Genomic DNA, 24,089 nt, shown 5'->3' on the forward strand with positions numbered 1-24,089 from the left:
CCCGAAGGTCCGCCGCAGGTCTGGAACTCGGTCTGCGAAAGTCCTACGGTTGAGTCATGGCACTGTCGAAGGCAGAACGCGAAGAGTTTCTGGCCGAGTCTCACGTCGCCGCGCTGTCCGTGGCCGCGGGCCCGGATCGTGGTCCGTTGACCGTCCCCATCTGGTACGACTACACACCTGGCGGCCAGGCCTGGGTTCTCACCGGCAAGACGTCCAGAAAAGCCGAATTGATCAGAGCTGCAAGGCGGTTCACCCTCATGATCGAGCAGTCGAATCCGACGATCAGATACGTGTCCGTCGAGGGACCGGTTGCGCGGGAAGAGCCGAGTACGCCGGAGCTACTACGCGCCATGGCTGCCCGCTACCTACCGCCGGAGAAGGTCGACGGCTACCTCGAGATGGCCAACAGCGAGCACGAAGAGAACGTGGTGTTCCACCTGCAGCCGGAGCATTGGCTGTCGGCCGATCTGGGCGCGATCTGAGAGAACGCGCCAGTACCGTCTTCCTGTATCAAGAAGTCGGTGTCAGGGCGTTGCCGGGCGGGATGGTCGCGCAGTTGCTGTACGTCGGCCCACCGGCAAACCGCTCGGTCAAGAACTGCAGACTCTGAGCCTCGAATGCCGGGAAGGCTTCGCTGTGCGTCAAACCGTCGTACTGCGCATACTGCACATCGACGCCCCGGCCGCAGTATTCGTACGCCAGTCCCTGTACATCCGCGGTGATCATGACGGAATCGCCGATCGGATCGGCGTGCCCGACAGCCAGGAACATCGGCGTCCGCGGAGTGCCCTGGCTACCCATGATGTTGTCGTCGATCGCCGCCACCACCTCGGGCACGTCGAGCATGGAGGTGTACGGCGCCTTGACCATCGACGCGTCGGTGAGTGTCGGGTAGTCGTCGGCGAACTGGGCGATGCACTCCTGATCGACCTGATCGATCACCTGGCGGCCGTAGTCGGAGATAAAATCGTCCAGGTCGAGACCGTAGGCGCGTTCGTAGGCGACGATCAGCGCCGGGATGACGCCCGCCCACTCCTTGCTTCCGCTGACGTACGGCAGGTTGTGAGCCAGGTCGACGGGCAGTCCGCCGGCAGCCGCTCCGACGAGGTTCAGCTCGGGTGCGTACTCGGGGGCAATCTCGGCACCCCACTGCGTCGGGACGGAGCCTCCGGAGTATCCGACCATGCCGACGGGTGTGCTCGACGGAAGCTGTAGGAAGGACTGAGCCGCACGAATGCCATCCAGCGCTGCGTAACCCGACTGCCGCCCGATCGTCCACTCGAGCTCCTCACCCTCGTAATCCGGCACGACGACGGTGTAGCCCGCTGCGAGGTAGCCTGCAATGACCGCCTGTTCCGCGCCGGCGATGGGACTCGTGGACCCGCCGCTGAGTGTGTACGAGGGATTGCACTGAGAGCCGAGGGCGTCGTACGCCATGTGGTACGAGACGATCCGCGTCGGCCCGGGGACCAAGGGTCGCAGGACGGTGGCGACCGTGACGACTCCGTCACCTTGCTGATCGGTAGTTCTGTACAGCACCTGGCTACCCGTGATCGGGGTCGGCTGGGTGGGGGTACGGAACGTCATGGGCCTCGACCGAAGCACCGTTCCCGGGGAGACGTCCAGGCCGCCGTCCCAATCGTAGAACGGATCGTCGGCCGGAATCGGTGAGCCGGGCCCCGGATCTGCCTGTGCAACAGGGACACTCACGAGCGTGACGGACCCGAGAACCAGGACGACGAAGGCCACCAGCCTCGTCGCGAATCCTTTACCGACCTGTGACATGGAACAAATTAAAGCCCCGACCTCGAAGTTATGGACGGAAATCGCCAGATTTTCATCCACAACTTCGAGTTCGGCGGAGGGTCACTTCAGGACGATGTTCACCATTCGACCCGGGATCACGATGATCTTGGTCGGGGCCTTGCCGTCGAGCAGGGCCACGATTTTCTCGTCGGCCAAAGCCGTCTTCTCGACGTCGTCCTTCGTCGCATCCGCGGGGACGGTGATGCGGCTGCGGACCTTGCCGTTGACCTGGATGGGGTAGTCGACGGTATCGGCGACCAGCCACTTCTTCTCCACGCGCGGGAAGGGCCCGTGCGCCAACGACTTCTCGTGACCGAGCTTGCTCCACAGTTCCTCGGACAGGTGCGGGGCGAGCGGAGCGAGCATCAGGATCAGTGGCTCCACCACTCCGCGCGGCGCACCGTCGGGGTACGCCTTGGTGATGTGGTTGGTCAGCTCGATGAGCTTGGCACCGGCCGTATTGTCGCGCAGCGCAGCGTAATCCGCGTGCACACCGTCGATCACACGGTTCAACACCCGCAGCGTGTCCTCGGTCGGCTTGTCGTCGGTGACGCGGACCTCGCCGGTCACCTCGTCGAGCGCCAGTCGCCAGACGCGCTGCAGGAACCGCTGCGCGCCGACGACGTCCTTGGTCGCCCACGGCCGTGAGGTGTCCAGCGGCCCCATCGACATCTCGTAGAAGCGCAGGGTGTCGGCACCGTACTCGGCGAAGATCTCGTCGGGGGAGACCGAGTTCTTCAGGGACTTACCCATTTTGCCGTATTCACGGTTGACGGGCTGGTCCTGATAGAAGTAGCCGCCATCGCGCTCGATCACCTCGGCCGCGGGCACGTAGACGCCGCGCGCATCGGTGTAGGCGTAGGCCTGGATGTAGCCCTGGTTGTAGAGGCGACGGTACGGCTCGCTCGAGCTGACGTGGCCCAGATCGAAGAGCACCTTGTGCCAGAAGCGCGAGTACAGCAGGTGCAGCACCGCATGCTCGACGCCACCGACGTAGAGATCGACTCCGCCGGGATCGTTCGGTCCGTGGATCTCCGGACGCGGTCCGACCCAGTACTTTTCGTTCTCGGGGTCGGCGAAGGCCTCGGAGTTGGTGGGGTCGATGTAGCGCAGCTGGTACCAGGAACTACCGGCCCACTGCGGCATGACGTTGGTGTCGCGGGTGTAGGTCTGCAACCCGTCGCCCAGATCGAGTTCGACGTTGACCCACTCGCTGGCCTTCGCCAACGGCGGGGACGGCTCGGAGCCGGCGTCGTCGGGATCGAACGAGACCGGTGCGTAGTTCTCGACCTCCGGAAGTTCCACCGGCAGAGCGGAATCCGGCAGGCCATGCGGGTTGCCCTCGGAGTCCCAGACGATCGGGAAGGGCTCACCCCAGTAGCGCTGGCGAGCGAACAGCCAGTCGCGCAGCTTGTACTGAATGGTGCCGCGGCCGGTGCCGTCGGCCTCCAACCGCGCGATGACGGCAGCCTTGGCCTCGTCCACGGGCAGGCCGTCGAGGAAGTCGGAGTTCACCAGCGCGCCGTCGCCGACATATGCCGCCTCGGTGACGTCTCCGCCCGAAATGACCTCGCGCACAGGCAGACCGAACGCCGTGGCGAACTCCCAGTCGCGTGCGTCGTGCCCGGGTACAGCCATGATCGCACCGGTGCCGTAGCCCGTGAGCACGTAGTCGGCGATGAACACCGGCACCTGCTCACCGTTGACCGGGTTGCTCACGTAGGCACCGATGAAGACGCCGGTCTTCTCCTTGTTCTCCTGCCGCTCCAGATCCGACTTGGCGGCGATCGACGCGCGATATGCCGCAACGGCTTCCGCGGGAGTGGCGGCTCTGCCCGTCCACTTGTCGGACACGTCGGAAGGCCACTCGGGAGCAACCAACCCGTCGACCAGTTCGTGCTCGGGGGCGAGCACCACGTAGGTCGCACCGAACAGCGTGTCCGGGCGGGTGGTGAACACCTCGATGTTCGAGAACGAGACCTGGGCACCGCGCGATCGCCCGATCCAGTTGCGCTGCATGGTCTTGACCTTCTCGGGCCAATCCAGGTACTCGAGGTCGTCGACCAGGCGGTCGGAGTACGCGGTGATGCGCATCATCCACTGCCGCAGGTTCTTTCGGAACACCGGGAAGTTGCCGCGATCACTGCGTCCGTCGGCGGTGACCTCCTCGTTGGCGAGCACCGTACCCAGACCGGGGCACCAGTTGACCATCGAGTTGGACTCGTACACCAGACGGAAGCCGTCGATCACCTCACGACGCTCGCCGACGGTCAGCGAGTCCCAGGAACGGCCGTCGTCCAACGTGCGCTCACCCGAGGCGAACGCCGCCTCGAGTTCCGAGATGGGCCGCGCTTTGCCGAGGTCCGCGTCGAACCACGAGTTGAAGATCTGCAGGAAGATCCACTGTGTCCAGTGGTAGAAGTCGACGTCCGTCGTCGCCAGGGACCGTCGGCGATCGTGTCCGAGGCCCAGCCGACGCAACTGGCGTCGCATGTTGGTGATGTTGTCCTCGGTGGTGCTGCGCGGGTGCGTGCCCGTCTGCACGGCGTACTGCTCGGCCGGCAGACCGAACGCGTCGTAGCCCAGTGCGTGGAGCACGTTGCGACCCTGCATGCGGTGATACCGCGCGAACACGTCGGTGGCGATGTAACCGAGAGGGTGACCGACATGCAGGCCGCTGCCCGAGGGGTACGGGAACATGTCCTGGACGAACAGCTTGTCCTTCGGGACGTCTCCGGCGAGGGTTCCGACCGGGTTCGGAGCGTCGAAAGTGCCCTGTGTCTCCCACAGGTCCTGCCACTGCTCCTCGATGTGCCCGGCGAGTTCGGCTGTGTAGCGGTACTCGGGGGCGGACTCGGTGGGTGCTTCAACGGAATCGGTCACACCTACCAGCCTAAAGTGTGACGCGGCCCGGCTGGTACCAGGACCTCGCTGCGCCGTATCCTGGCCAGGTGGTCATCGTCTCGGTTGTGTTGTTCGTGCTCGCCCTCGTCGTCGGCGCTGTCGCCCTCGCGTCGCTGCTGGGCCGGCTCCCACGCAACCGTTTCGCCGGTGTCCGCACCGCCGAGGCCATGCGTGACGACGAGACGTTCACCCTCGCCAATCGCGTCGCCGGTCCCACCACCGCCGCATCGGCCCTGGTGCTGGCCATCGGCGGCGTGGCCGCTCTCGCACTGAGCGGCATCGCCGCCGTCGTGGGCGTCGTCGTTGCCCTCGTGGCCGCGCTGTTCATCGCCGCGGCCGGCGGATCCATCGGGGCCCGCGCAGCAGCGGCCGTTCCGCCACCCGCCGAGGCGGACGGATGCGGAAGCTCGTGCATCTCGTGCAGCCTCAAGGACGCCTGCCAGCCGAGCTGAGCAGATGAAGGCGAAGGCACTACGCACGTTCGACCCGGCCGGAGTCGTCTTCGGCGTCGTCGTCCCCCTTGCGGTAGCCGCACTCGGACTCGTCCTGGCATACCTGTGGCAAGGCCGCCTGCCGGAGGAGGTCGCCACTCACTTCAGCGGCACCGAACCGGACGACTTCTCCAATCCGCTCTCCAACGCCTGGACCCTTGCGATCGTGATCGTGCTGGTGGGCGGCGGGTGCAGCGCCGTCGCGTCGTTGGCTCGGGTGCTGCTGATCATGCGTCGCACGATGCTGATCATCGGGCTGACCGTCGTCGGGCTGATCGGTGTTCTGCAGATCGCGACCCTTGTTCGCGAACTGGACATGCCGACCGCGCAGAGCGTCACCATCCCCGGTTGGGCCATCGCGGTGGGGACCGTCGTCGGCTTCGCGGCCGGGCTGTTCGGCGCGTCGCGACTGCGTGACCACCGCGAACGCGTCGTCGCCACGTCTGCGCCGCATTCCGATCTCCCGCGGTGCAGCCCCGAATTACCCCTGGTGGTCCGCGTCGGTGCCAGTCGCATCGCCGGTATCACCGTCGTGGCAGTGTCCCTGGCCGGGGCCGCTCTGACGTGCTATCTGTCCAGCTCACTGTGGCCGATCTTCCTGTTCGCCCCACTGACGATTCTGATTCTGTCGTTGCTGCGATTCACCGTGCACATCGACAGCGACGGCCTCTTCGTCTCGAGCCTGGGCATGGCGGCATTCGATTACGGAATCGACGAGATCACCGGCGCCTCGGTTCGGGCGGTCGATCCCTCGAAGGAGTTCGGCGGTTGGGGTCTGCGGGCCAAGGGACGCGGAAACTACGCCGTCGCCACCGAGGCCGGCCCCGCGGCCTTCGTCACCTTCGCCAACGGGGACCGGCTCACCATCGGTTCTGCCGACGCAAAGAAGATCGCAGGCACTCTCAACTCATTGACCGCCCGCACTCGCAGCGCCACGGTGGATTAAGTTAGCCGAGTGAAGTTGTTGCGGGATACCGTGCTGGATCCCTTCCTGTTGGGAATCTTCGCGGTCGCAGCGCTGGCGAGCCTCTTCCCGGCGACCGGCACAGCGGGGGACGTACTGGGCTGGGTGACGCGCATCGTCATTGCGCTGCTGTTCCTGATCTACGGCGCCCGACTCTCGCCCCGCGACGCCTGGAACGGCGTCAAACACTGGCGGCTGCACTCGGTGATCCTGGCGTGTACGTACCTGCTGTTCCCGGCGCTCGGGCTGGCCCTGCGGATCCTCGTCCCCGGCGTCATCAGCGACGACCTCTACACCGGAATGCTGTTCCTCTGCCTGGTCCCCTCGACCGTGCAGTCCTCCATCGCCTTCACCTCCATCGCCCGCGGCAACGTCGCCGGTGCCGTGGTGAGCGCCTCGTTCTCCAACATCATCGGCGTCTTCGTCACCCCACTGCTCGTGATCGCCCTGATGACCACGACCGGTTCCGTGACCATCGACCCCAGCTCGGTACTCGACATCGCCCTGCAACTACTGCTTCCGTTCGCCGTCGGTCAGCTCATCCGGCCCTGGGTGACAGGCTGGCTCACCCGGCACAGCGCGCCGACGAAACTCGTCGACCGCGGTTCGATCCTGCTGGTCGTCTTCGCCGCATTCAGCGAATCCATGAACCAGAACGTGTGGTCCTCGGTGGCGGTGTGGCGCATCGGCGTCGTCGTCGCAGTGTGCGCTGCGTTGCTCGCCCTGGTGCTGGTGATCACCTGGTACGGAGGCAAGTGGTTGGGCTTCCCCTTCGAGGATCGGGTGGTACTGCTGTTCTGCGGATCCAAGAAGAGCCTGGCCAGCGGGCTACCGATGGCCGCTGTGCTGTTCGTCGGCCAACCCGTCGGACTGATCGTGCTGCCGCTGTTGATCTTCCACCAGATTCAGCTGATGGTGTGCACCGTGATCGCCCAGCATTTCGCGCGACGACCGGAAACGGAACAGAGCCCGGTGGGCAGCGTCGCGGGCTAGATTGGGTGTCACTCGAGCCGATCACGGGAGAAGACGATGACCAGGAAAATCCATGCCGACGGTATCGTCTCTGCGGCCTACACCGGCCGCCTCGCCACCAATCCCGTACCCGCACTGCGACTTCCCGAGGAACAGCTCGACCCCGACGCCGCCTACCGCTACATCCACGACGAACTGATGCTCGACGGCAGCTCGCGCCTGAATCTGGCGACGTTCGTCACCACGTGGATGGATCCCCAGGCCGAGAAACTCATGGCCGAGACGTTCGACAAGAACATGATCGACAAGGACGAATATCCGTCCACCGCCGCCATCGAGGAACGCTGCGTCAACATCGTTGCCGATCTGTTCCACGCGCCGGGACTCGACCGGGAGGACCCGTCGTCGGCCACGGGGGTCTCGACGATCGGATCCAGTGAGGCCGTCATGTTGGCCGGATTGGCGCTCAAGTGGCGCTGGCGAGCCAAAGGAGCCGGCACCGGCACTCCGAATCTGGTCTTGGGCAGCAATGTTCAGGTGGTGTGGGAGAAATTCTGCCGCTACTTCGACGTGGAGCCGAAGTACCTTCCGGTCGAGCGCGGTCGCTACGTCATCACCCCGGAACAGGTTCGAGACGTGGTGGACGAGAACACCATCGGTGTCGTCGCGATCCTCGGCACCACGTTCACCGGGGAACTCGAACCGGTACAGGAAATCTGCGCTGTACTCGACGAGATCGCCGACGGCGGTGGGCCGGACGTACCGGTCCATGTGGACGCGGCCAGTGGCGGATTCGTCGTACCGTTTCTGTACCCGGAGCTCGTGTGGGACTTCCGGTTGCCTCGGGTCAAGTCCATCAACGCCAGCGGTCACAAATACGGACTGACCTATCCGGGAATCGGATTCGCCGTCTGGCGAACCAAGGAAGACCTCCCCGAGGACCTCGTCTTCCGCGTCAATTACCTCGGCGGAGACATGCCCACCTTCACGCTGAACTTCTCCAGGCCGGGCAACCAGGTGATCGGGCAGTACTACAACTTCCTGCGCCTGGGCAGGTCCGGCTACACCGACATCATGAAAGCACTGCGCGACACGGCCGTTCGCGTCAGCCGACACCTCGACAAGCATCCCGACATCGAGGTGATCACCGACGGGTCGGCCATCCCGGTCCTGTCGTTCATGTTGAAGGACCATTGCGGTTTCACCGTCTTCGACGTCTCCCACGAGCTACGTGCCCGCGGATGGCAGGTGCCGGCGTACACGATGCCCGACAACGCCACCGACGTCGCCGTACTCCGAATCGTCGTTCGAGAGGGCTTCAGCGCGGACCTGGGCCGAATGCTGTGCATCGCCATCGACGAAGTGATCGCCGGACTGAAATCCGGTGGCCACTCGACCGCGCAGGCTTTCGCTCACTAGTGCCTGCGGCAGTGGTGAAGCCGCACTCAGTTCCGCTCGACATCGATCGGGTGGGACGCGAGCAACGCCAACGGCATCGGCTGCCGGCGCAAAACGTGCGCCCACAAGTCGATTCGCGGCGGACCGATCACGTCGGATGCCAAGGCCGACACCACCATCCAGTCCTCGCGATCGAGTTCGCCTTCGAGTTGACCGAACGTCCAGCCCGAATATCCGGCGAAGATGCGTACACCCTCGATGAGTGGGCCGATATCGGCTGGATCGGAATCGAGATCGACCATCACCACTCGGCCGTCGACGCGGCGCAGACCGGGAACGCCGTCGATCGACACACCGGTCCGCAGCGTCGCCAGGCACAGGGCGGAATCGCGCTTGACCGGGCCACCGACGTACAACGCCTGCGGCTTGGCTGCCAGCTCGGACCAGTTGGGCAGTACGTTCTGCACCGCCGTCTCACTGGGACGATTGATCACGACACCGAGGCTGCCCGCGTCGTTGTGTTCGATGATGTAGATGACGGTGCGCCTGAACGTGGGCTCCACGAGTTCGATGGACGACACCAACAGACTGCCGGGACGAACATCGCGCAAGGCCGACGCCGTCTGGTCCTCGGGTTCCTCCGCATGCGATGCCACGCTCATCATTGTGGCACCGAGCACCCGCGGATGTGGCGCAAGCGATACGGCCAGTCCTCATGAGTCGAGTCCGGCGATATCGGCAAGAAGTCCCAACTGATACTCGAACAGATCGTCCCTGCTGGCGAACGTCGTGGCTCCGTACTGATCGAACACATCGAAGCTGATGGCCCCGAACAGTGACGCCCACACCATGACTCCCAGTGCGATCAGCTCGTCGGGCAGATCCATCTCCATCTGTGCACGAATGTCCTCGAAGCTGCCGTGCAGTGACGCCAGCTCGGGCGGATCGGCCTCGACGTCCGGTCGACGTGTCTGCCACGCCGAGTGCAGGACGGCCACCAACGTGGTGATCACTCGGGTGCCCGGCCCGGTGGTCTGCTCCGCGGGGGCGTGATAGCCGGGCACCGGGCTGCCGAACAGCAATGCGTAGCGCGCCGGCTCCCGCAATCCCCACTGCCGCACCGTCCGGCCGAGCGCGAGGAATTTCTCCTTGGGTCCGTCCGCTGCGTCCACCGCTGCGTCGACGGTGTCGCCGAGCTCGGTGTATCCGTCGACGACGAGCAGGGTCAGCAGCTCGTCGCGACTGGCGACGTATCGGTAGACGGCCGAGGACACGACTCCGAGGTCCCGCGCGACGGCGCGCAACGACAGGGCCGCGGCGCCGTCGGCGGCCAGGTGTTCGCGTCCGATGCGCGTGATGTCGGCCAGGGTCTGAGCGCGGGCTCGGGTGCGGGGAGTGCTCGCCATGGCACTCACAGTAACTCCTGCTCTTTTAAGAGAGCAGTGCTCTTGCTTTTGTGCAGCCATGGGTGCAGACTCGACGTATCAGAGAGCACCGCTCTCGTTTACCTCGAATGGAGCGATCATGACCGAACTTCACGTCGTCACCGGAGCCGGACCTGTCGGCTGGACGGTCGCCGAACAGCTTGCTGCACAGGGTCGTTCGGTGCGAGTACTCACTCGATCCGGCAGCGGCCCCGAGCACCCGATGATCGAACGCCGCGTTGTGGACATCGAATCCGATGACCTTCGACCCCACCTGAGCGGTGCCACCGCCGTCTACCACTGCACCCACGTCGCGTACGAGAACACGGTGTGGCGGAACAAGCTCGTCGCGATGGAACACCGCGTGCTCGACGCGGCCGCGGGCACCGTCGTCGCGTTCCCCGAAAGTCTGTACGCCTACGGCCGGGTCGACGGACCGATACGCGAGGACTCACCCCGCGACGCGACGTTCCGCAAGCTGGGGGTGCGCACCCAACTGTTGGCCGCACGCGACGCGCACTCGACACCCACCGTCAGCGTCGCTGCCTCGGATTTCTACGGGCCGCGTGTGTTGACCTCGCACATGGGTGAGCGGGTGATCGCGCCGATTCTGGCCGGCAAACCGGTCCGCGTCTTGGCCTCTGCCGATCTGCCCCACTCGTTCACCTACGTCCCGGATCTGGCAGCCGCGATGATCACGGCCGCGGCGTCGCCGTCGCTGTGGAACACCGTCCTGCATGCGCCCACCGCGCCTGCGGTGTCACAGCGAGAGATGATCGAAATGTTTTCGGCTGCAGCACAATTACCGTCTCCGAAGGTCGGCATCATTCCGGCCTGGGCACTGCGACTGCTGAGCGCGGTGCCCGGACCGATGAAGGAACTCGGCGACACCCTCTACCAGTTCCGCTACCCCTACGTTCTCGATTCGGACAGCAGCGAGGCGATCCTCGGGCAGCAGCCGACGTCACTCGGCGACGGCACTGCCGCAACAATGGCGTGGTGGGCCGCGACTCCCGCCGTCTCCGTATGACGGGCGGGGGCTAAAGTCCCGTCGGTGAGCGACGCTTCCTTCCGTACCCGGCTACGCGAATCTCCGGGGGTCGGCAAGCTGACCACCATCAGGTTCGCCGGTCAGTTCGGCGACGGGTTGTTCCAGGCCGCGCTCAGCGGTGCCATTCTGTTCAACCCGGAGCGCGCGACGAATCCTGCCGAGATCGCGGCCGGGTTCGCGGTGCTGCTCGTCCCGTATTCGCTCGTGGGGCCGTTCGCCGGAGCACTACTGGATCGATGGGATCGGCGGTCGGTCCTGCTGTGGGCCAATCTGATCCGCATTGTCCTGATCATGGCCACCGCGCTGCTGCTGTGTGCCGGGGTGGACTCGACACCGCTGTTGCTCCTGGCGCTGGCCACTGTAGGGCTGAGCAGATTCGTACTGGCCGGCGCCTCGGCGTCCTTGCCACACGTGATTCGGCAATCGTGGCTGGTGCCGATGAACTCGGTACTGGCGACCGTCGGATCCGGTTTCGCAGCGGCAGGTGCGGGCCTCGCGGTCGCGGTGATCGGTCTCGTCGGCGCAGGGGATCTCGGTTCGGGCATCGCAGTCGGTCTCGCCGCCACCGGATCGATCGTCGGGGCGATCGCTGCGGCCCGCTTCCGACCACGGTCACTCGGACCGGGCGTCGAGAGCCGCACCGACAGTCCGCTGAAAGACGTTGCTGCAGGGCTGAAATCGGGCGCACAGGCCGTCTGGCGCTCCGCCGGTGTCACGACCGCGATGCTCGGCATCGGTGCGCACCGCATCGTGTTCGGTATCAATACGCTGATCATGGTGTTGATTCTTCGCGAGAGCGCAGTGGAGAGCTCGCTGCCCGGCGGCCTGGCCGGCTTCGGCATCGCTGTCGGTGCCACGGCGATCGGCATGTTCCTCGCCGCCCTGATCACCCCCTTCGCCGTTCCCCGTTTCGGGCGCACCCGCACGATCGCCGCCGCTCTTGTGCTCGCCATCGTGGCGCAGCTCGGTGCCGTATCGGGTCTGACGCAGACCAGCTTGCTGATCGGAGCCTTCCTTCTGGGCATCGCCGGGCAGACCGTCAAACTCAGTGGCGACGCTGCCATGCAGATAGAGATCGACGACGCCCATCGTGGACGCGTTTTCGCGTTGCAGGACACCGTGTTCAACGTCGCATTCGTCGCTGCCCTCGCTGCTGCGGCGGTCGCGGTCGGCCCGGACACGACCGATCTGAGCCAGGACCCCACCGCGCACATCCTGGTGTTCGTCGGGGCCGGTATCTACGCTCTCGGCCTGGCCGCAGCGGTGATGAACACCGGGCACACACGCCGCTGACGTGGTGTACCTTTCCGTATCGGACCGATAGGTTTCGTCGGAGAACACGGGGGCACCGCATGTACGGCCGCACGACGTCGCTCGGCTGCATACTCGCGGTTGCCGCAGGTACGGCAGTTCTTGCTGCGCCCCCGGCGTTCGCAGCACCGCCTTTGCCGGTGAACTCCTGTGGCGAAACAGGATTCGACCCCAAGGACTACCCACCCGAGCCCATCGGGCCGGGCAATCCGCCGCAGCTGCCGCCGTTGCCGGATCGTGTGGTGATCCCCGTGCCGTATCCGTCGATCGAACTCGTGCCGGTTCCCGACCCCGCCCCGAACGACACCCGCGTCCAGTCCGATCCGCTGAGTGACCCGTGCGCGGACCCGTGCCCCGATCTGACCGACCCCGCGGAATCGCCCACGTCCGGGACAGGGTCTGCAGGGCGCCTGCCCTTCCCTCGAATCTACATCGACCCGCAGCCCGAAACCATCCCCATCCCGATCCCTGGCCCCGGTGGCACCCCCGCAACGCCGCCCCCTGCCCCGGCCGTCACCGCAGCCGAGCCCGGACCGAGTACGCCACCTCCGGCGGCGCCCGCCGTCGGCAATGTGGACGTGGTCTCGCAGCTGACCGGACCGGGGTCGGAGAACCGCACCGACAAGCGCTGGCAGGTGAATGGAACCGACCTCGGCATCATGTGGGAGAGCAAGCCCGGCGAGGTCGCCGTCGCATTCGGCGATTCCTTCGGTAAGGGATGGGAGTTCGGCGTCGTCGGCGGCGACGACTGGCGCTCCAACGCGCTCGGCCACAGCACCGACACCGACCTGTCCGACGGTATGACCCTGGACTCGATGGTGCAGAATTCCCGTTGTCACGCAGCCGAATTACTGCCCTCGCGCAAGGTGAAGAACTGGGAGACCACGGTCATTCCCACCTCCGGTTTCGCCATAGACGATCGGCAGTACATGTCGTACATGTCCATCAGGCGCTGGAGCACGATTCCCGGTATGTGGTGGACCAACTACGGCGGCATCGCCTACTCGGACGACAACGGGTCGACCTGGGTCAAGGACGAGCATGCCAAGTGGGACAACCTCTTCGGCTTCTCCAAGTTCCAGGTGTCGACGATGGTCCCGGCGGGGGAGTACGTCTACATGTTCGGCACCGTCAACGGACGCGTCGGGCAGGTGGGTCTCGCTCGCGTCCCGAAAGCGGACGTGCTGAACAAGACCGCATACCAATACTGGGTGAACGGCACCTGGGCTCCGGTCGACTCGAACGAGGCCACCCCCATCGCCGACGGTATGGCCGGGGAACTGTCGGTCCATCACGACGAGTCCCGAGACCCCTGGCAGATGACCTATCTCGATCCGTTGCGCGGCGATATCGTTCTGCGAGAGGCGAATTCGCCACAAGGCCAATGGACCGCACCGACCACATTGATCGACACTGCCGAATACCCGAAAGCCTACGGCGGCTTCATTCACCCCTGGTCGACGGCGAACGAGCTGTACTTCACCATCTCCGAGTGGGACAGCTACAACGTCTACCTCGTCAAGGCCGAGCTTCGCTCGTCCTGAGCACGTACGCGGGACGCGCCTACTGCGTGGGCCACCACTCGAGCAGCGCGGCCTCGGCGTCCTCGCGGGAGAGCGGTCCTCGATCGAGGCGCAGTTCTTTCAGGAACTTCCATGCCTTGCCCACGTCGGGTCCGGCCGGGATGTTCAGCAACTCCATGATGGCGTTGCCGTCGAGGTCCGGCCGCACCCGCGCCAGGTCCTCCAGCTCGGCGATGCGGGCGATGCGTTCTTCCAGGTCGTCGTAGGTGGCCTGCAGCGCCGCAGCTCGACGCTTGTTCCTCGTGGTCGAGTCGGCCCGAACCAGCTTGTGCAGCTTGGGCAGTAGCTCGCCGGCATCGGTGGCGTAGCGGCGGACGGCAGAGTCGGTCCACTGACCCTTGCCGTAGCCGTGGAAACGCAGATGCAGGAACACCAGATGCGAGACGTCCTCGATCATCTTCTTGGAATACTTCAAGGCGCGCATGCGCTTTCGGACCAGCTTGGCTCCGACGACCTCGTGGTGATGGAAGCTGACTCCGCCGCCCGGCTCGTTTCGCTTGGTATCGGGCTTACCGATGTCGTGCAGCAGTGCGGCCCAACGCAATACGAGGTCTGGATCGCCCTCCTCGAGATCGATCGCCTGCGCAAGCACCGTCAGCGAGTGGGTGTACACGTCCTTGTGCTGGTGGTGCTCGTCGATCTCGAGCTTCATGTTGGGCACCTCGGGAACGATCCGCTGCGCCAACCCCGTCTCGCACATCACGTCGATGCCGTCGACCGGGTGCGCGCCGAGCAACAGCTTGTCCAACTCCACCTGGATTCGCTCGGCGGTGATGCGGTCGATCTGCTCCGCCATGTCCTCGATCGCCCGATGCACCCGAGGCATCAGCGTGAATCCCAACTGGGAGACGAACCGCGCGGCCCGCAGCATCCGCAGTGGATCGTCTCCGAACGACACCTCCGGTGCCGACGGGGTATCGAGAACGCCCTCGAGCAGCGCGTCCATACCGCCGAGTGGATCGACGAACTCCTGAGCACCGTCCGCTCCGAGACGTACTGCCATGGCGTTGACGGTGAAATCGCGTCGAACGAGATCGTCTTCGAGGCTGTTGCCGTACTGCACCTCGGGATTGCGGGAGACCTGATCGTAGGAGTCGGTGCGATAGGTGGTGATCTCGATCGTCTGGCCGTCCTTGGCCGCACTGATGGTCCCGAACGCGATGCCGGTGTCCCACTGATGGTCCGCCCAGCCCGACAGCAACCTCTGCACGTCCTCGGGCCTGGCGTCGGTGGTGAAATCCAAGTCGGTTCCGAGTCGACCGAGAACTGCATCGCGCACCGTGCCACCGACGAGGAAGAGCTCGTGCCCCGCCGCCGCGAACAGTGCACCCAGCGGCGTCAACACCGGAGCGAGTTCGCGCAGCGTCACAGCAGCTCCCGCCAGCAACCTCTCCCGGCGGGCATCGGTCTGCTCGGCGGAAACGGAGGACAGGGACTGATCGGCCACGGTGGAAGAGCCTACTTGCGCCGAGTCGATCGATTGTCCCGGCCTTCACCCCGCGGTGCGGCACAGTAGAAGAGTGCGCACAGGCAACTAGTATGGATCGGGTGTCTGCTGCCGAACGTGCGAACAGGAGCCGCCGCAACCCGCGGCGGCGTCAGGCACGCGCCGACACCGAAGCACCCAAGCTGCGGACCGTCCGCGAGACCTCGGCAGGAGGCCTCGTGGTCGACGGCCTCGACGGGCCGCCCGCCAAACGTTGCGCCGCCCTGATCGGCCGCACCGACCGCCGCGGACGCCTGCTCTGGTCCCTGCCCAAGGGTCACATCGAGCAGGGCGAAACGGCCGAGCAGACGGCCATGCGCGAGGTCGCCGAGGAAACCGGTATCCGCGGTACCGTCCTGGCCTCGCTGGGCAGCATCGACTACTGGTTCGTCACCGAGGGCCGACGCGTCCACAAGACCGTCCACCACTACCTGCTCCGATTCCTGGGCGGCGAACTCTCGGACGAGGACCTCGAAGTGACCGAGGTCGCGTGGGTTCCGCTGACCGAACTACCGTCTCGACTCGCCTATGCCGACGAACGCAAACTCGCCGCCATCGCCACCCGCCTGATCGACGACATGAGCAGCGGCAACTCGGGCGCACCCATCCCCGGCGGGAAGTGATCGTGCGGGCCCGGAAGGTCGCTGCCGCCGCATTGACCACGTTCGTTCTTGCGGTGGCACCGTCAGTCGGCACCGCAGCACTGATCCCCGCGCAGCTTCCCGGCGCCGCAGCCCAACCCGACTCCTCCGTCGGCGACGCGAGCGGCACCACCAGCGCAGTTCCGGACACTCCGATGACGCAGGACGGCAACCCCTTCCTGACGCTGAGCATCGAGACCGTCGCCCCCTCCACCGTCACCACCAGCAGCGACCCGTTCGTCACCGTGCGCGCCACGGTGACCAACACCGGGGACCGCCGCGTCGACGACGTCAGTGTCCGGATGCAGGCCGCTGCCGCCGTCGACACCACGGCCGGACTGCGGACCTCGTTGACTCTCGACCAGGACCGATTCGAGCGGGTCGGCGATTTCGTCACGGTCGCCGACTCGTTGGAGAAGGACGAGAGCCGCCAGTTCGACATGTCGATGCAGCTGCGCAGCACCACCGAACCCTCGCTGGGAATCGAGGCCCCCGGCGTCTACCCGCTACTGCTCAACGTCAACGGCACCCCCGAATACGGCGGAACCGCACGCCTCGACGACGCCCGCTTCCTGCTCCCGGTCGTCGGACTGCCCCGCAACCCCGGTGAGATGGACCCCACCGCTCCCGGCGCGATGCCGCTGCCCCCGAACACCAGCAACCCCGTCGCGATGACGGTCCTGTGGCCACTGGCCGACATTCCTCGCCTCGCGGCCGGGATCCCCGGTTCCGTGGACGAGCGCGTTCGGCTGATCGACGACGAACTGGCCGGCGAACTCGCCGGTGGCGGACGGCTCGACACCCTGCTCAAAGCGGTCGAATTCGCGACGCAACCCGGCCTCGATCCCGACGGCAGACTGGCGTCGAGCCTGTGTATCGGCCTCGACCCCGACCTGCTCGTCACCGTCTCGAACATGACCCGCGGGTACCTCGTCGTCGACAACCCGGCCGATCCCGCCAGCACGACCCGCGAGGGCACCGGAAGTGCAGCCGCGGCCCAGTGGCTGTCCCGACTCGAAGCGGTCGCGTCGAGCAGCTGCGTGACGGCGATGCCGTTCGCTCAGACCGATCTGGGAGCGGTGGCCGACATCGGCGATCCCACGTTGCTCAGCAGTGCCGTCAGCACCCCGGCCGACATCGTCGACGGCATCCTCGGCATCACCTCGACACGAGGCTTCACCTGGAGCACCACCGGTGGGGTCGACCCGGGCACCGCCGATGCTCTGCGGTCGGCCGGCACCGACACCGTGCTGGTCGCCGACAACAGCCTCGACCCGCCGACCTCGGCCCCCACCTCGCTGCTGGTCTCGTCCGAGACCCAGCCGTCGGGGGATCAGCAGACCGAGACACTGGCCGCAACCCACTACGACGCCGCTACTGCTGCGGCGCTGGCCGGCGTCGGAGACACCCCGTCCACGCCCGCCCTGACCCCCACCGAGCAGCGCTTCGATCTCGCCACCGACTCCCGCACCGCACGCCTGCAGGATGCGCTCGGAGCCATCAACTTCCATGCACTCGTCGGCGCCGATCGGCCCGGCCGCACCGTCACCGTCGCGCCCCCGCAGTACTGGACCGCGGGCGGGGACGAACCGTCGGCGATTCTGTCGACGGTGTCCTCGCTGCTGCGTTCCGGTCTGGCGACGCCGCGCCCACTGGCCGAGTTGCTCGCCGAGCCGACGTCCGGACCCTCAGTGACCAGCATCGACGCATCCACCGAACTCGATGCCGACACCATCGGCCTGGTGCGATCGCAGAGCGCCCGGGTCGACACCCTGATGCAATCGCTCGTCGACGATCCTCAGTCCGAGCTGACCCCACGGCTGTACACCGCCCCGCTGCGCGAGGACATGCTCCGCGCACTGTCGACGGCGGGTCGCGCGGGCGCCGCCAGTGACGAAACCGGCACCATGGCGAGCGACCGACTCGCCGCCATCCGCATCGGACTGGACACCATCTACGGATCGGTGACCGTGCTGGCCCCGGGCGGGGTCTACACCCTCGCCTCGGAGCAGAGCCCGCTGCTGCTCGTCGCCCGCAACGACCTTCCCGTCCCGGTCAACGTGCTGCTCCGGGTCGATGCGCCGCAGGAGATGACGATCAGTGACGTCGGCATCACCCAACTTCCGGCCCGTGGATCACGGACCATCACCGTCCCGGCCGAGGTGGACGACACCCGCAATCTGTCGGTCGACTTCTCCGTCACGACGCTCGACGGCTCCCGGCTCGGCGAGGTCTCGACGGTGTCCGTTCGATCGAACGCATACGGCCAGGCACTGGCGATAATTACCGCCTGCGCCGGTGCTCTCCTACTGTTACTTGCAGGTCGACGCCTCTGGCACCGTTTCAGAGGTCAACCCGACCCGGCCGACGAAGGGTACGAGAGACCATGACAGGCAACGTCCCGTACGACGGCGACCTGCCGCGGTCACGCATGCCCGCATCGCAGGTGTTCCGGCGCACGACGCCACCGCGGTCCGCGCCATGGGAGCGGCAGTCGCGGCCGGAGCTGCGCTCGTACCCGGCACCGCCGCCGCTCGACGGGCAACCGGCCGCCGACGACACCGTCACCCAGATGATCCCGCGATTCCGGGACGAGGACTACCCGCAGGCACCGTCCGGAACGGTTCCGCCGACGAGAATCCCGCCGGGCGAATCCGACCCGGCACCACAGCCCGAACCGAGACCGCAGAAGTCACTGCTGGCCGCGTCCGGTTCGATCGCGGTAGCGACCCTGGTCAGCCGCATCACCGGATTCGCCAAGCAGGTCGCCATGACGGCCACCCTCGGCGCGGCGCTGGCCAGTGCGTTCACCGTCTCGACGATCCTGCCGAACATGATCTCCGAGCTCGTCCTCGGCGCAGTGCTCGGAGCCATCGTGGTTCCGGTGTTGGTTCGAGCCGAGCAGGAGGACGCCGACGGCGGACGGGCATTCGTTCGGCGCCTCTTCACCATCGCGGTGGCGCTCCTCGGTACCGTGGCGCTCGCCGCCACCATCGCAGCCCCACTGTTGGCGCGGCTGATGCTCGCCGGCGATCCGAAGGTCAACGAGGACCTGACCATCGCGTTCACCTATCTGGTACTGCCCGCGCTGATGTTCTACGGGCTGTCCGGCCTGCTCACGGCCGTGCTCAACACCCGCCAGAACTTCAAGCCCGGAGCCTGGGCACCGGTGTACAACAACCTGATCGTGCTCGCGGTGTTCGCCCTGTACCCCTTCGTCCCGGGCGAGATCACCGCAAACACGGTCGAGATGAGCAACCCCAAGATCCTCGTTCTCGGCCTCGGTGTGACCGCCGGTGTCATCACCCAGGTCCTCGCTCTGATCCCGGCCCTGCGCCGCGAACGCATCGACCTGCGCCCGCTGTGGGGATTCGACGAGCGACTCAAGAAGTTCGGCGCGATGGCCGCCGCGATCGTGCTCTACGTCGTCGTCAGCCAGATCGGGCTGGTCGTGGCCACCAGGATCGCGTCGGGCACCGACGATGCGAGCAACGTGATCTACTCGCAGGCCTGGATCGTGCTGCAGCTGCCGTACGGCATCCTCGGCGTGACGGTACTGACGGCCATCATGCCCAGGCTCAGCCGCAACGCAGCCAACGGTGACACTCCGTCCGTGGTCGACGATCTCTCGGTCGCGACCCGCCTGACGATGGTCGCGCTGGTGCCGATCGTGGTGTTCCTGACCTTCGCGGGGCCTTCGGTGGGCGAGGCGCTGTACGGCTTCGGCCGGTTCGCCGAGGTCGCACCCAGACTCGGCGAGGCCGTCAGCTGGTCGGCATTCTCCCTCATCCCGTACGCCCTGGTGCTGATCCACCTGCGGGTCTTCTACGCCCGTGAGAAGGCCTGGACACCGACATGGATCATCCTCGGCATCACCGCCGTCAAGATCGGCCTGTCATTGCTCGCCCCGATCGTCGCATCCTCGCCCGAGCAGGTGGTGCTGCTCCTCGGTGCAGCGACCGGCCTGGGCTACACCGTCGGCGCGATCATCGGCGGATACCTGCTCCACAAGAGCCTGGGCAGCCTGCGGATGGCCAACGTCGGCAAGACGGTCTGGTTGGTGCTCATCGCCTCACTGGCCGGCGGCGCGGCCATGCTCGCGATCGACCGGATCCTCGGGCTCGACGCCATGATGAACGGCTGGGTCGGCAACTTCGCCCGCGTGGCGATCGACGCCGTCATCATGCTCGGCATCACGTTCTCGATCCTCTGGTTCGGCAAGATTCCCGAAGTTCTGGCGGTCACCGTGGCCCTGAGCCGCCTCGTCCGCAGATTCCGCGGCGGTTCCGAAGCGCGGGACGCAGATCTCGCTGCTGCAGAAACCGGCGTCATTCCGGTTATTCGATCCGAGCCCACATGGGACACTGCGCGGGATCGGCTCCCGTACCCTGGTCATCGGCACCCGGGGGCAGACGCTCATGAGGGTCGACCGTTCGTAGATCAACACGGGGCATATTCGCCTGAAGGAGTTACTGTGACCGACGACGATGTTGCTGGGGGGCCGGCACAATCTCCAGCAAGCGAAGCCGACCGAACGAGCGGCGGCGTCGAGGTCGACACCCAGGACCGCACCGAGCCCGTGAAGGCCGAGTCTGCTTCTTCCGCCAAGACTCCGAAGCCCGCCGAGACACCGGCGAAGACTGCCGCTGACTCGAAGACTGCAGCCGAGTCGACGGCACCGAGCGCGGCCGCGGCTCCCGAGCAGGACGTCGAGAAGACCGCCGCCGAGGCAACTCCCGTCGAGTCCGCTGCCGACAAGCCTGCTCCGAAGCCGGTGGATCAGACGATTTCCATCTCCAAGGCTGCTCTCGCGGCGCGTCCGACCGACAAGACCATCTCCATCTCCAAAGCCGATCTCCCGGTCGAGACCCCCGGCGAGAAGAAGTCGACGCAGCAGTCGAAGCCGGAGCAGTCGAAGTCCGCGGCCGATGCGGATTCCGAGAAGACCGCAGCAACCCCGGCCACACCCGGCACTGCCGACTCGACCACCACGGACGAGGCCGCAGCTGCAACAGCCCCGGCGAGCGCTCCCGAGCGCACGCTCCGCGGCCCGACACTCATTCCCGGTGCCTCTGTGGCCGGAGGACGGTACCGACTGCTGGCACCGCACGGCGGCGCACGTGGACTCAAGTTCTGGCAGGCCCACGACGTGAAGCTCGATCGCGAGGTCGCACTGACGTTCGTCGACGCCGATCAGCAATCCACCGCCTCGACCGACGACCGCACCCAGGGACCGCAGGCAATTCTCTCGCGCACGCTCCGTCTGGGTCGGATCAATTCGCCCGGCCTCGCCCGCGTGCTCGACGTGGTGCGTGGCAGCTCCGGCGGCATCGTCGTCGCCGAGTGGACGCCCGGCCGGTCGCTGCGCGAAATGGCCGATACCGTGCCTGCACCCACCGGTGCTGCGCGCGCGATCAAGGTCCTGGCCGCAGCAGCCGAGGCCGCACACCGCAGCGGCGGTGCCCTGTCGATCGATCACCCCGATCGCGTGCGCATCAGCTCCAGCGGCAATGCCGTCCTCGCCTTCCCCGCGACACTGGCCGACGCCGACCCGAGTTCGGACGTCCGCGGACTCGGCGCAATGCTCTACGCGCTGATCACCGCCAGGTGGCCGCTGTCCGACACCACCGGCGGTGCCGTCGTATCCGGTGATGCCGCTCAGGCCCGCAGCGTCGGTGGCATGCGCCCGGCCGACCGCGACGACAAGGGTGCCCCGCTCGAGCCGCGACAGGTCCGTCCGGACGTTCCGTTCGAGATCTCCGCCGTCGCAGTGCGGGCACTGGAACAGAACAGCGGAATCCGCACCGCTGCCACCGTGCAGCACGTCCTCGATCAAGCAGCGGTCGTCAACGACAAGACGGATCTGATGCCGGCGCTGCGACTGGGCCAGCGAGCGCCCGGTGCCAGTGGGCACTCGCTCGCGGATCCCGAGGAGATCGCCGCCGAGAAGGCCAAGTCGATGCGCACCAACATCGCCATCGCGGTACTCGGCGCACTGACTGTCGTCGTTCTCGCGTTCGCCGGCTTCTGGCTGTTCACTTCGATTGCCGGCAACGACACCGACACTCCGCTCGACACCCAGGACTTCGGTCTCACCACTCCGGCCACCGCACCACCGGCGGGCGATGCGACTGCTCCTCCGGCCGAGGCCGGTGGACCGGTGGCGATGAACGGCGTCAGCGTGTTCTCACCCCAGGGTTCCGCGGACAACCCGAGTACCGCCTCCAACGTGATCGACAACGACCCCAACACCGCGTGGACGACCGACTCGTACTTCCAGCAGTTCCCGGCCCTCAAGAACGGTGTCGGGCTGCTCGTGTCCATCCCGTCCTCGACGCTGCAGAACGCATGGATCGAATCGACGTCTCCAGGAACCGTCGTGGAGATCCGGTCGGCCCCGAACGACTCACCCAGCCTGAGCGACACCACGCTGCTCGGTGAAGCCACGCTGCAGAACGGCCGAACCGACATCGCCCTCAGCGACACGGAGCCGACCGGGAACGTGCTCGTCTGGATCACGAGTCTCGGCGAACAGGGCGGTCGCATCGCCACCTCGATCTCCGGGATCGGTTTCGGCTCCTAGATCGGGCATTCGGTAACCAAAACGGGTTCGTTTCGTACTTCGCGGTCTCGATGGCCTAGGCTCCCCCCAATGCGTTAACACGGGGGGAGCCGTTTTCGTATGACCGAACGTTTCGATTCGGCGCCAGGGGAGCGCACGGATGCGGAGCTTCTTGCTGCCCATGCGGCCGGGGAGCCGAATGCCTTCGCCACACTCATCTACCGACACCACGAACATCTGTGGCTGACGGCCCGCCGCACGAGCTACACGCCCGAGGACGCCTCCGATGCTCTGCAGGAGGCATTGCTGTCCGCCCACCGCACGGCCGGGTCGTTTCGCGCCGACGCCGCAGTGCGGAGTTGGCTGCACAAGATCGTCGTCAATGCCTGCCTCGACCGCATCCGTAGAAACAAGGCGCGCCCGTCGGTTCCGTTGAGCGAGAACGAAAGTCACGAGCCGGTGTCGCCCAGGGATCGGATCTCCGAGACGGAGACGAGCATTCTCGTTCGGCAGGCTCTGATGACGTTGCCGCCCGACCAACGTGCAGCCGTCGTCATCGTGGACATGGAGGGCTACTCGGTGGCCGACGCTGCCGCATTGCTCGGCGTTCCCACCGGTACCGTCAAGAGTCGATGCGCCCGCGGTCGACTCAAACTCTCGACGCAGCTCGCGTACTTGAAAGATGCGGGGAACCGAATCTGACCCCCTCGCGTCTATACCGTGTGAGAGGGAAAGCAGACCAGGCGAAGGGAGGCAGGAACGTGCCGTCGAGCACCGACGCTCTACAAGCCCCGTTCTCGCCGGAGCTACTCGCCGATCTGCATGCGGATGCACTTCCCGAGGACGTCAGTAGGCAACTGTGGCCACTGGTTCGACTCGACGAGGATTCGATGCAGATACTCGCCGGTCTCGACGCCGTCTCGGCTCGACTGCACGAGGTGGGCGAGGATCCCGCCGGGACGATGCCGATTCCACCCGACGTCGCTCGGCAGATCGATCGCACCCTCCACACGGTCGAGCAATCGGCGTCCCCGGTGGGCGTCGTCGTTCCGCTGCGTCCGCGCAGACGCCGTGTCGTTCTCGGAACCGCCGCTGCCGCAGTACTTCTGGCGACCGGATCGATTGCTGCCGCGGCGGTCCTGTTCACACCGGACGAACCCGAATCGATCACTGCCGACCCGTCGCAGGCTCCGGATTCGTCGCTGGTTCTCGATTCTGCCGACCTCGACTCCGGTTTCGCGTTCAGCATCATCGGCAAGCGTGATCCCGGGGCACTGGCCGATCCGGCCGACCTCGCTGCCTGTCTGCAATCCAACGATGTGGATCCGGCCACCACCGTTCTCGGATCGAGTCGAGTGCGCGTCGACGGGCGAGACGGAACCCTGCTGGTCCTCGCCGGAGCGCAGCCCGCACAGTTCATCGCCCTTGCGGTGGGTAACGACTGTGGCACCGCCAACCCGGACGTGCTGACGCGTCGGGATATCGGCTGACAGATC

General features: G+C 66.2%; 18 protein-coding genes. 13 read left to right on the forward strand and 5 right to left on the reverse strand.

The window, feature by feature from the left end:
- The first annotated feature begins 56 nt into the window (after window positions 1–56).
- On the forward strand, window positions 57–482 hold the full coding sequence (locus CH295_RS09225) for a pyridoxamine 5'-phosphate oxidase family protein (RefSeq protein ID WP_094740490.1): 426 nt from the start codon (window positions 57–59) through the stop codon (window positions 480–482).
- A gap of 28 nt (window positions 483–510) precedes the next feature.
- Here CH295_RS09225 and CH295_RS09230 read toward each other — a convergent pair whose 3' ends face one another.
- Window positions 511–1,785 carry a lipase family protein gene (locus CH295_RS09230; protein ID WP_094740491.1) on the reverse strand — a complete coding sequence of 425 codons (1,275 nt, stop codon included), beginning with the start codon at window positions 1,783–1,785 and terminating at the stop codon, window positions 511–513.
- A gap of 81 nt (window positions 1,786–1,866) precedes the next feature.
- A complete protein-coding gene (leuS, locus tag CH295_RS09235) occupies window positions 1,867–4,689 on the reverse strand; it encodes a leucine--tRNA ligase (protein WP_094740492.1) in 2,823 nt (940 codons plus the stop codon).
- 68 nt (window positions 4,690–4,757) lie between these two features.
- Here leuS and CH295_RS09240 point away from each other — a divergent pair, with 68 nt between their 5' ends.
- From CH295_RS09240 to gad, 4 genes are read left to right on the forward strand one after another with little or no spacing between them, the layout of a single operon-like run.
- A complete protein-coding gene (locus CH295_RS09240) occupies window positions 4,758–5,162 on the forward strand; it encodes an SdpI family protein (protein ID WP_037195704.1) in 405 nt (134 codons plus the stop codon).
- A gap of 4 nt (window positions 5,163–5,166) precedes the next feature.
- The gene (locus CH295_RS09245; RefSeq protein ID WP_094740493.1) at window positions 5,167–6,147 is read left to right on the forward strand and encodes a DUF1648 domain-containing protein; all 981 of its coding nucleotides are present in this window, start codon (window positions 5,167–5,169) and stop codon (window positions 6,145–6,147) included.
- A 9-nt stretch (window positions 6,148–6,156) separates the two neighbouring features.
- Window positions 6,157–7,158, forward strand: coding sequence for a bile acid:sodium symporter family protein (locus tag CH295_RS09250; RefSeq protein WP_094740494.1), 1,002 nt, complete (start codon window positions 6,157–6,159; stop codon window positions 7,156–7,158).
- A gap of 36 nt (window positions 7,159–7,194) precedes the next feature.
- Complete coding sequence (gene gad, locus CH295_RS09255) at window positions 7,195–8,556, forward strand: glutamate decarboxylase (RefSeq protein ID WP_094740495.1); 1,362 nt, start codon at window positions 7,195–7,197, stop codon at window positions 8,554–8,556.
- 26 nt (window positions 8,557–8,582) lie between these two features.
- On the opposite strand, the gene CH295_RS09260 is transcribed toward gad, so the two are convergent.
- On the reverse strand, window positions 8,583–9,200 hold the full coding sequence (locus CH295_RS09260) for a YqgE/AlgH family protein (protein WP_037195706.1): 618 nt from the start codon (window positions 9,198–9,200) through the stop codon (window positions 8,583–8,585).
- Window positions 9,201–9,248: 48 nt separating this feature from the next.
- Complete coding sequence (locus tag CH295_RS09265; protein WP_094740496.1) at window positions 9,249–9,941, reverse strand: TetR/AcrR family transcriptional regulator; 693 nt, start codon at window positions 9,939–9,941, stop codon at window positions 9,249–9,251.
- 118 nt (window positions 9,942–10,059) lie between these two features.
- Between CH295_RS09265 and CH295_RS09270 the strand changes: the two genes are divergently transcribed.
- From CH295_RS09270 to CH295_RS09280, 3 genes are read left to right on the forward strand one after another with little or no spacing between them, the layout of a single operon-like run.
- Window positions 10,060–10,989 carry an NAD-dependent epimerase/dehydratase family protein gene (locus tag CH295_RS09270; protein ID WP_094740497.1) on the forward strand — a complete coding sequence of 310 codons (930 nt, stop codon included), beginning with the start codon at window positions 10,060–10,062 and terminating at the stop codon, window positions 10,987–10,989.
- A 24-nt stretch (window positions 10,990–11,013) separates the two neighbouring features.
- Window positions 11,014–12,303, forward strand: coding sequence for an MFS transporter (locus CH295_RS09275; RefSeq protein ID WP_094740498.1), 1,290 nt, complete (start codon window positions 11,014–11,016; stop codon window positions 12,301–12,303).
- Window positions 12,304–12,362: 59 nt separating this feature from the next.
- On the forward strand, window positions 12,363–13,865 hold the full coding sequence (locus CH295_RS09280; RefSeq protein ID WP_094740499.1) for a glycoside hydrolase family 183 protein: 1,503 nt from the start codon (window positions 12,363–12,365) through the stop codon (window positions 13,863–13,865).
- A 19-nt stretch (window positions 13,866–13,884) separates the two neighbouring features.
- On the opposite strand, the gene CH295_RS09285 is transcribed toward CH295_RS09280, so the two are convergent.
- Complete coding sequence (locus tag CH295_RS09285) at window positions 13,885–15,351, reverse strand: CCA tRNA nucleotidyltransferase (RefSeq protein WP_094740500.1); 1,467 nt, start codon at window positions 15,349–15,351, stop codon at window positions 13,885–13,887.
- A gap of 101 nt (window positions 15,352–15,452) precedes the next feature.
- Here CH295_RS09285 and CH295_RS09290 point away from each other — a divergent pair, with 101 nt between their 5' ends.
- The 5 genes from CH295_RS09290 (at window position 15,453) to CH295_RS09310 (ending at window position 24,083) form a co-directional block, all read left to right on the forward strand.
- Window positions 15,453–16,013, forward strand: coding sequence for an NUDIX hydrolase (locus CH295_RS09290; protein WP_032396972.1), 561 nt, complete (start codon window positions 15,453–15,455; stop codon window positions 16,011–16,013).
- A gap of 2 nt (window positions 16,014–16,015) precedes the next feature.
- Complete coding sequence (locus CH295_RS09295) at window positions 16,016–18,421, forward strand: glycoprotein (protein WP_094740597.1); 2,406 nt, start codon at window positions 16,016–16,018, stop codon at window positions 18,419–18,421.
- Window positions 18,418–22,614, forward strand: a complete 4,197-nt coding sequence (locus tag CH295_RS09300; RefSeq protein WP_170945839.1) for a lipid II flippase MurJ — start codon at window positions 18,418–18,420, stop codon at window positions 22,612–22,614. The genes CH295_RS09295 and CH295_RS09300 overlap by 4 nt, the downstream gene beginning before the upstream one ends.
- A 99-nt stretch (window positions 22,615–22,713) precedes the next feature.
- Complete coding sequence (sigM, locus tag CH295_RS09305; protein ID WP_037195284.1) at window positions 22,714–23,295, forward strand: RNA polymerase sigma factor SigM; 582 nt, start codon at window positions 22,714–22,716, stop codon at window positions 23,293–23,295.
- 59 nt (window positions 23,296–23,354) lie between these two features.
- A complete protein-coding gene (locus CH295_RS09310) occupies window positions 23,355–24,083 on the forward strand; it encodes an RsmA family anti-sigma factor (RefSeq protein WP_141216981.1) in 729 nt (242 codons plus the stop codon).
- The last annotated feature ends 6 nt before the right edge of the window (window positions 24,084–24,089 follow it).

The organism is Rhodococcus sp. 14-2483-1-2 (assembly GCF_002259405.1).
Lineage (GTDB): Bacteria > Actinomycetota > Actinomycetes > Mycobacteriales > Mycobacteriaceae > Rhodococcoides.

What these genes read in the sequence shown, in the direction of transcription:
- CH295_RS09225 (WP_094740490.1), top strand. Translation starts at nt 57, where the DNA reads ATGGCACTGTCGAAGGCAGAACGCGAAGAGTTTCTGGCCGAGTCTCAC.
- CH295_RS09230 (WP_094740491.1), bottom strand. Translation starts at nt 1,785, where the DNA reads ATGTCACAGGTCGGTAAAGGATTCGCGACGAGGCTGGTGGCCTTCGTC.
- CH295_RS09245 (WP_094740493.1), top strand. Translation starts at nt 5,167, where the DNA reads ATGAAGGCGAAGGCACTACGCACGTTCGACCCGGCCGGAGTCGTCTTC.
- gad (WP_094740495.1), top strand. Translation starts at nt 7,195, where the DNA reads ATGACCAGGAAAATCCATGCCGACGGTATCGTCTCTGCGGCCTACACC.
- CH295_RS09260 (WP_037195706.1), bottom strand. Translation starts at nt 9,200, where the DNA reads ATGATGAGCGTGGCATCGCATGCGGAGGAACCCGAGGACCAGACGGCG.
- CH295_RS09265 (WP_094740496.1), bottom strand. Translation starts at nt 9,941, where the DNA reads ATGGCGAGCACTCCCCGCACCCGAGCCCGCGCTCAGACCCTGGCCGAC.
- CH295_RS09270 (WP_094740497.1), top strand. Translation starts at nt 10,060, where the DNA reads ATGACCGAACTTCACGTCGTCACCGGAGCCGGACCTGTCGGCTGGACG.
- CH295_RS09280 (WP_094740499.1), top strand. Translation starts at nt 12,363, where the DNA reads ATGTACGGCCGCACGACGTCGCTCGGCTGCATACTCGCGGTTGCCGCA.
- CH295_RS09300 (WP_170945839.1), top strand. Translation starts at nt 18,418, where the DNA reads ATGACAGGCAACGTCCCGTACGACGGCGACCTGCCGCGGTCACGCATG.
- sigM (WP_037195284.1), top strand. Translation starts at nt 22,714, where the DNA reads ATGACCGAACGTTTCGATTCGGCGCCAGGGGAGCGCACGGATGCGGAG.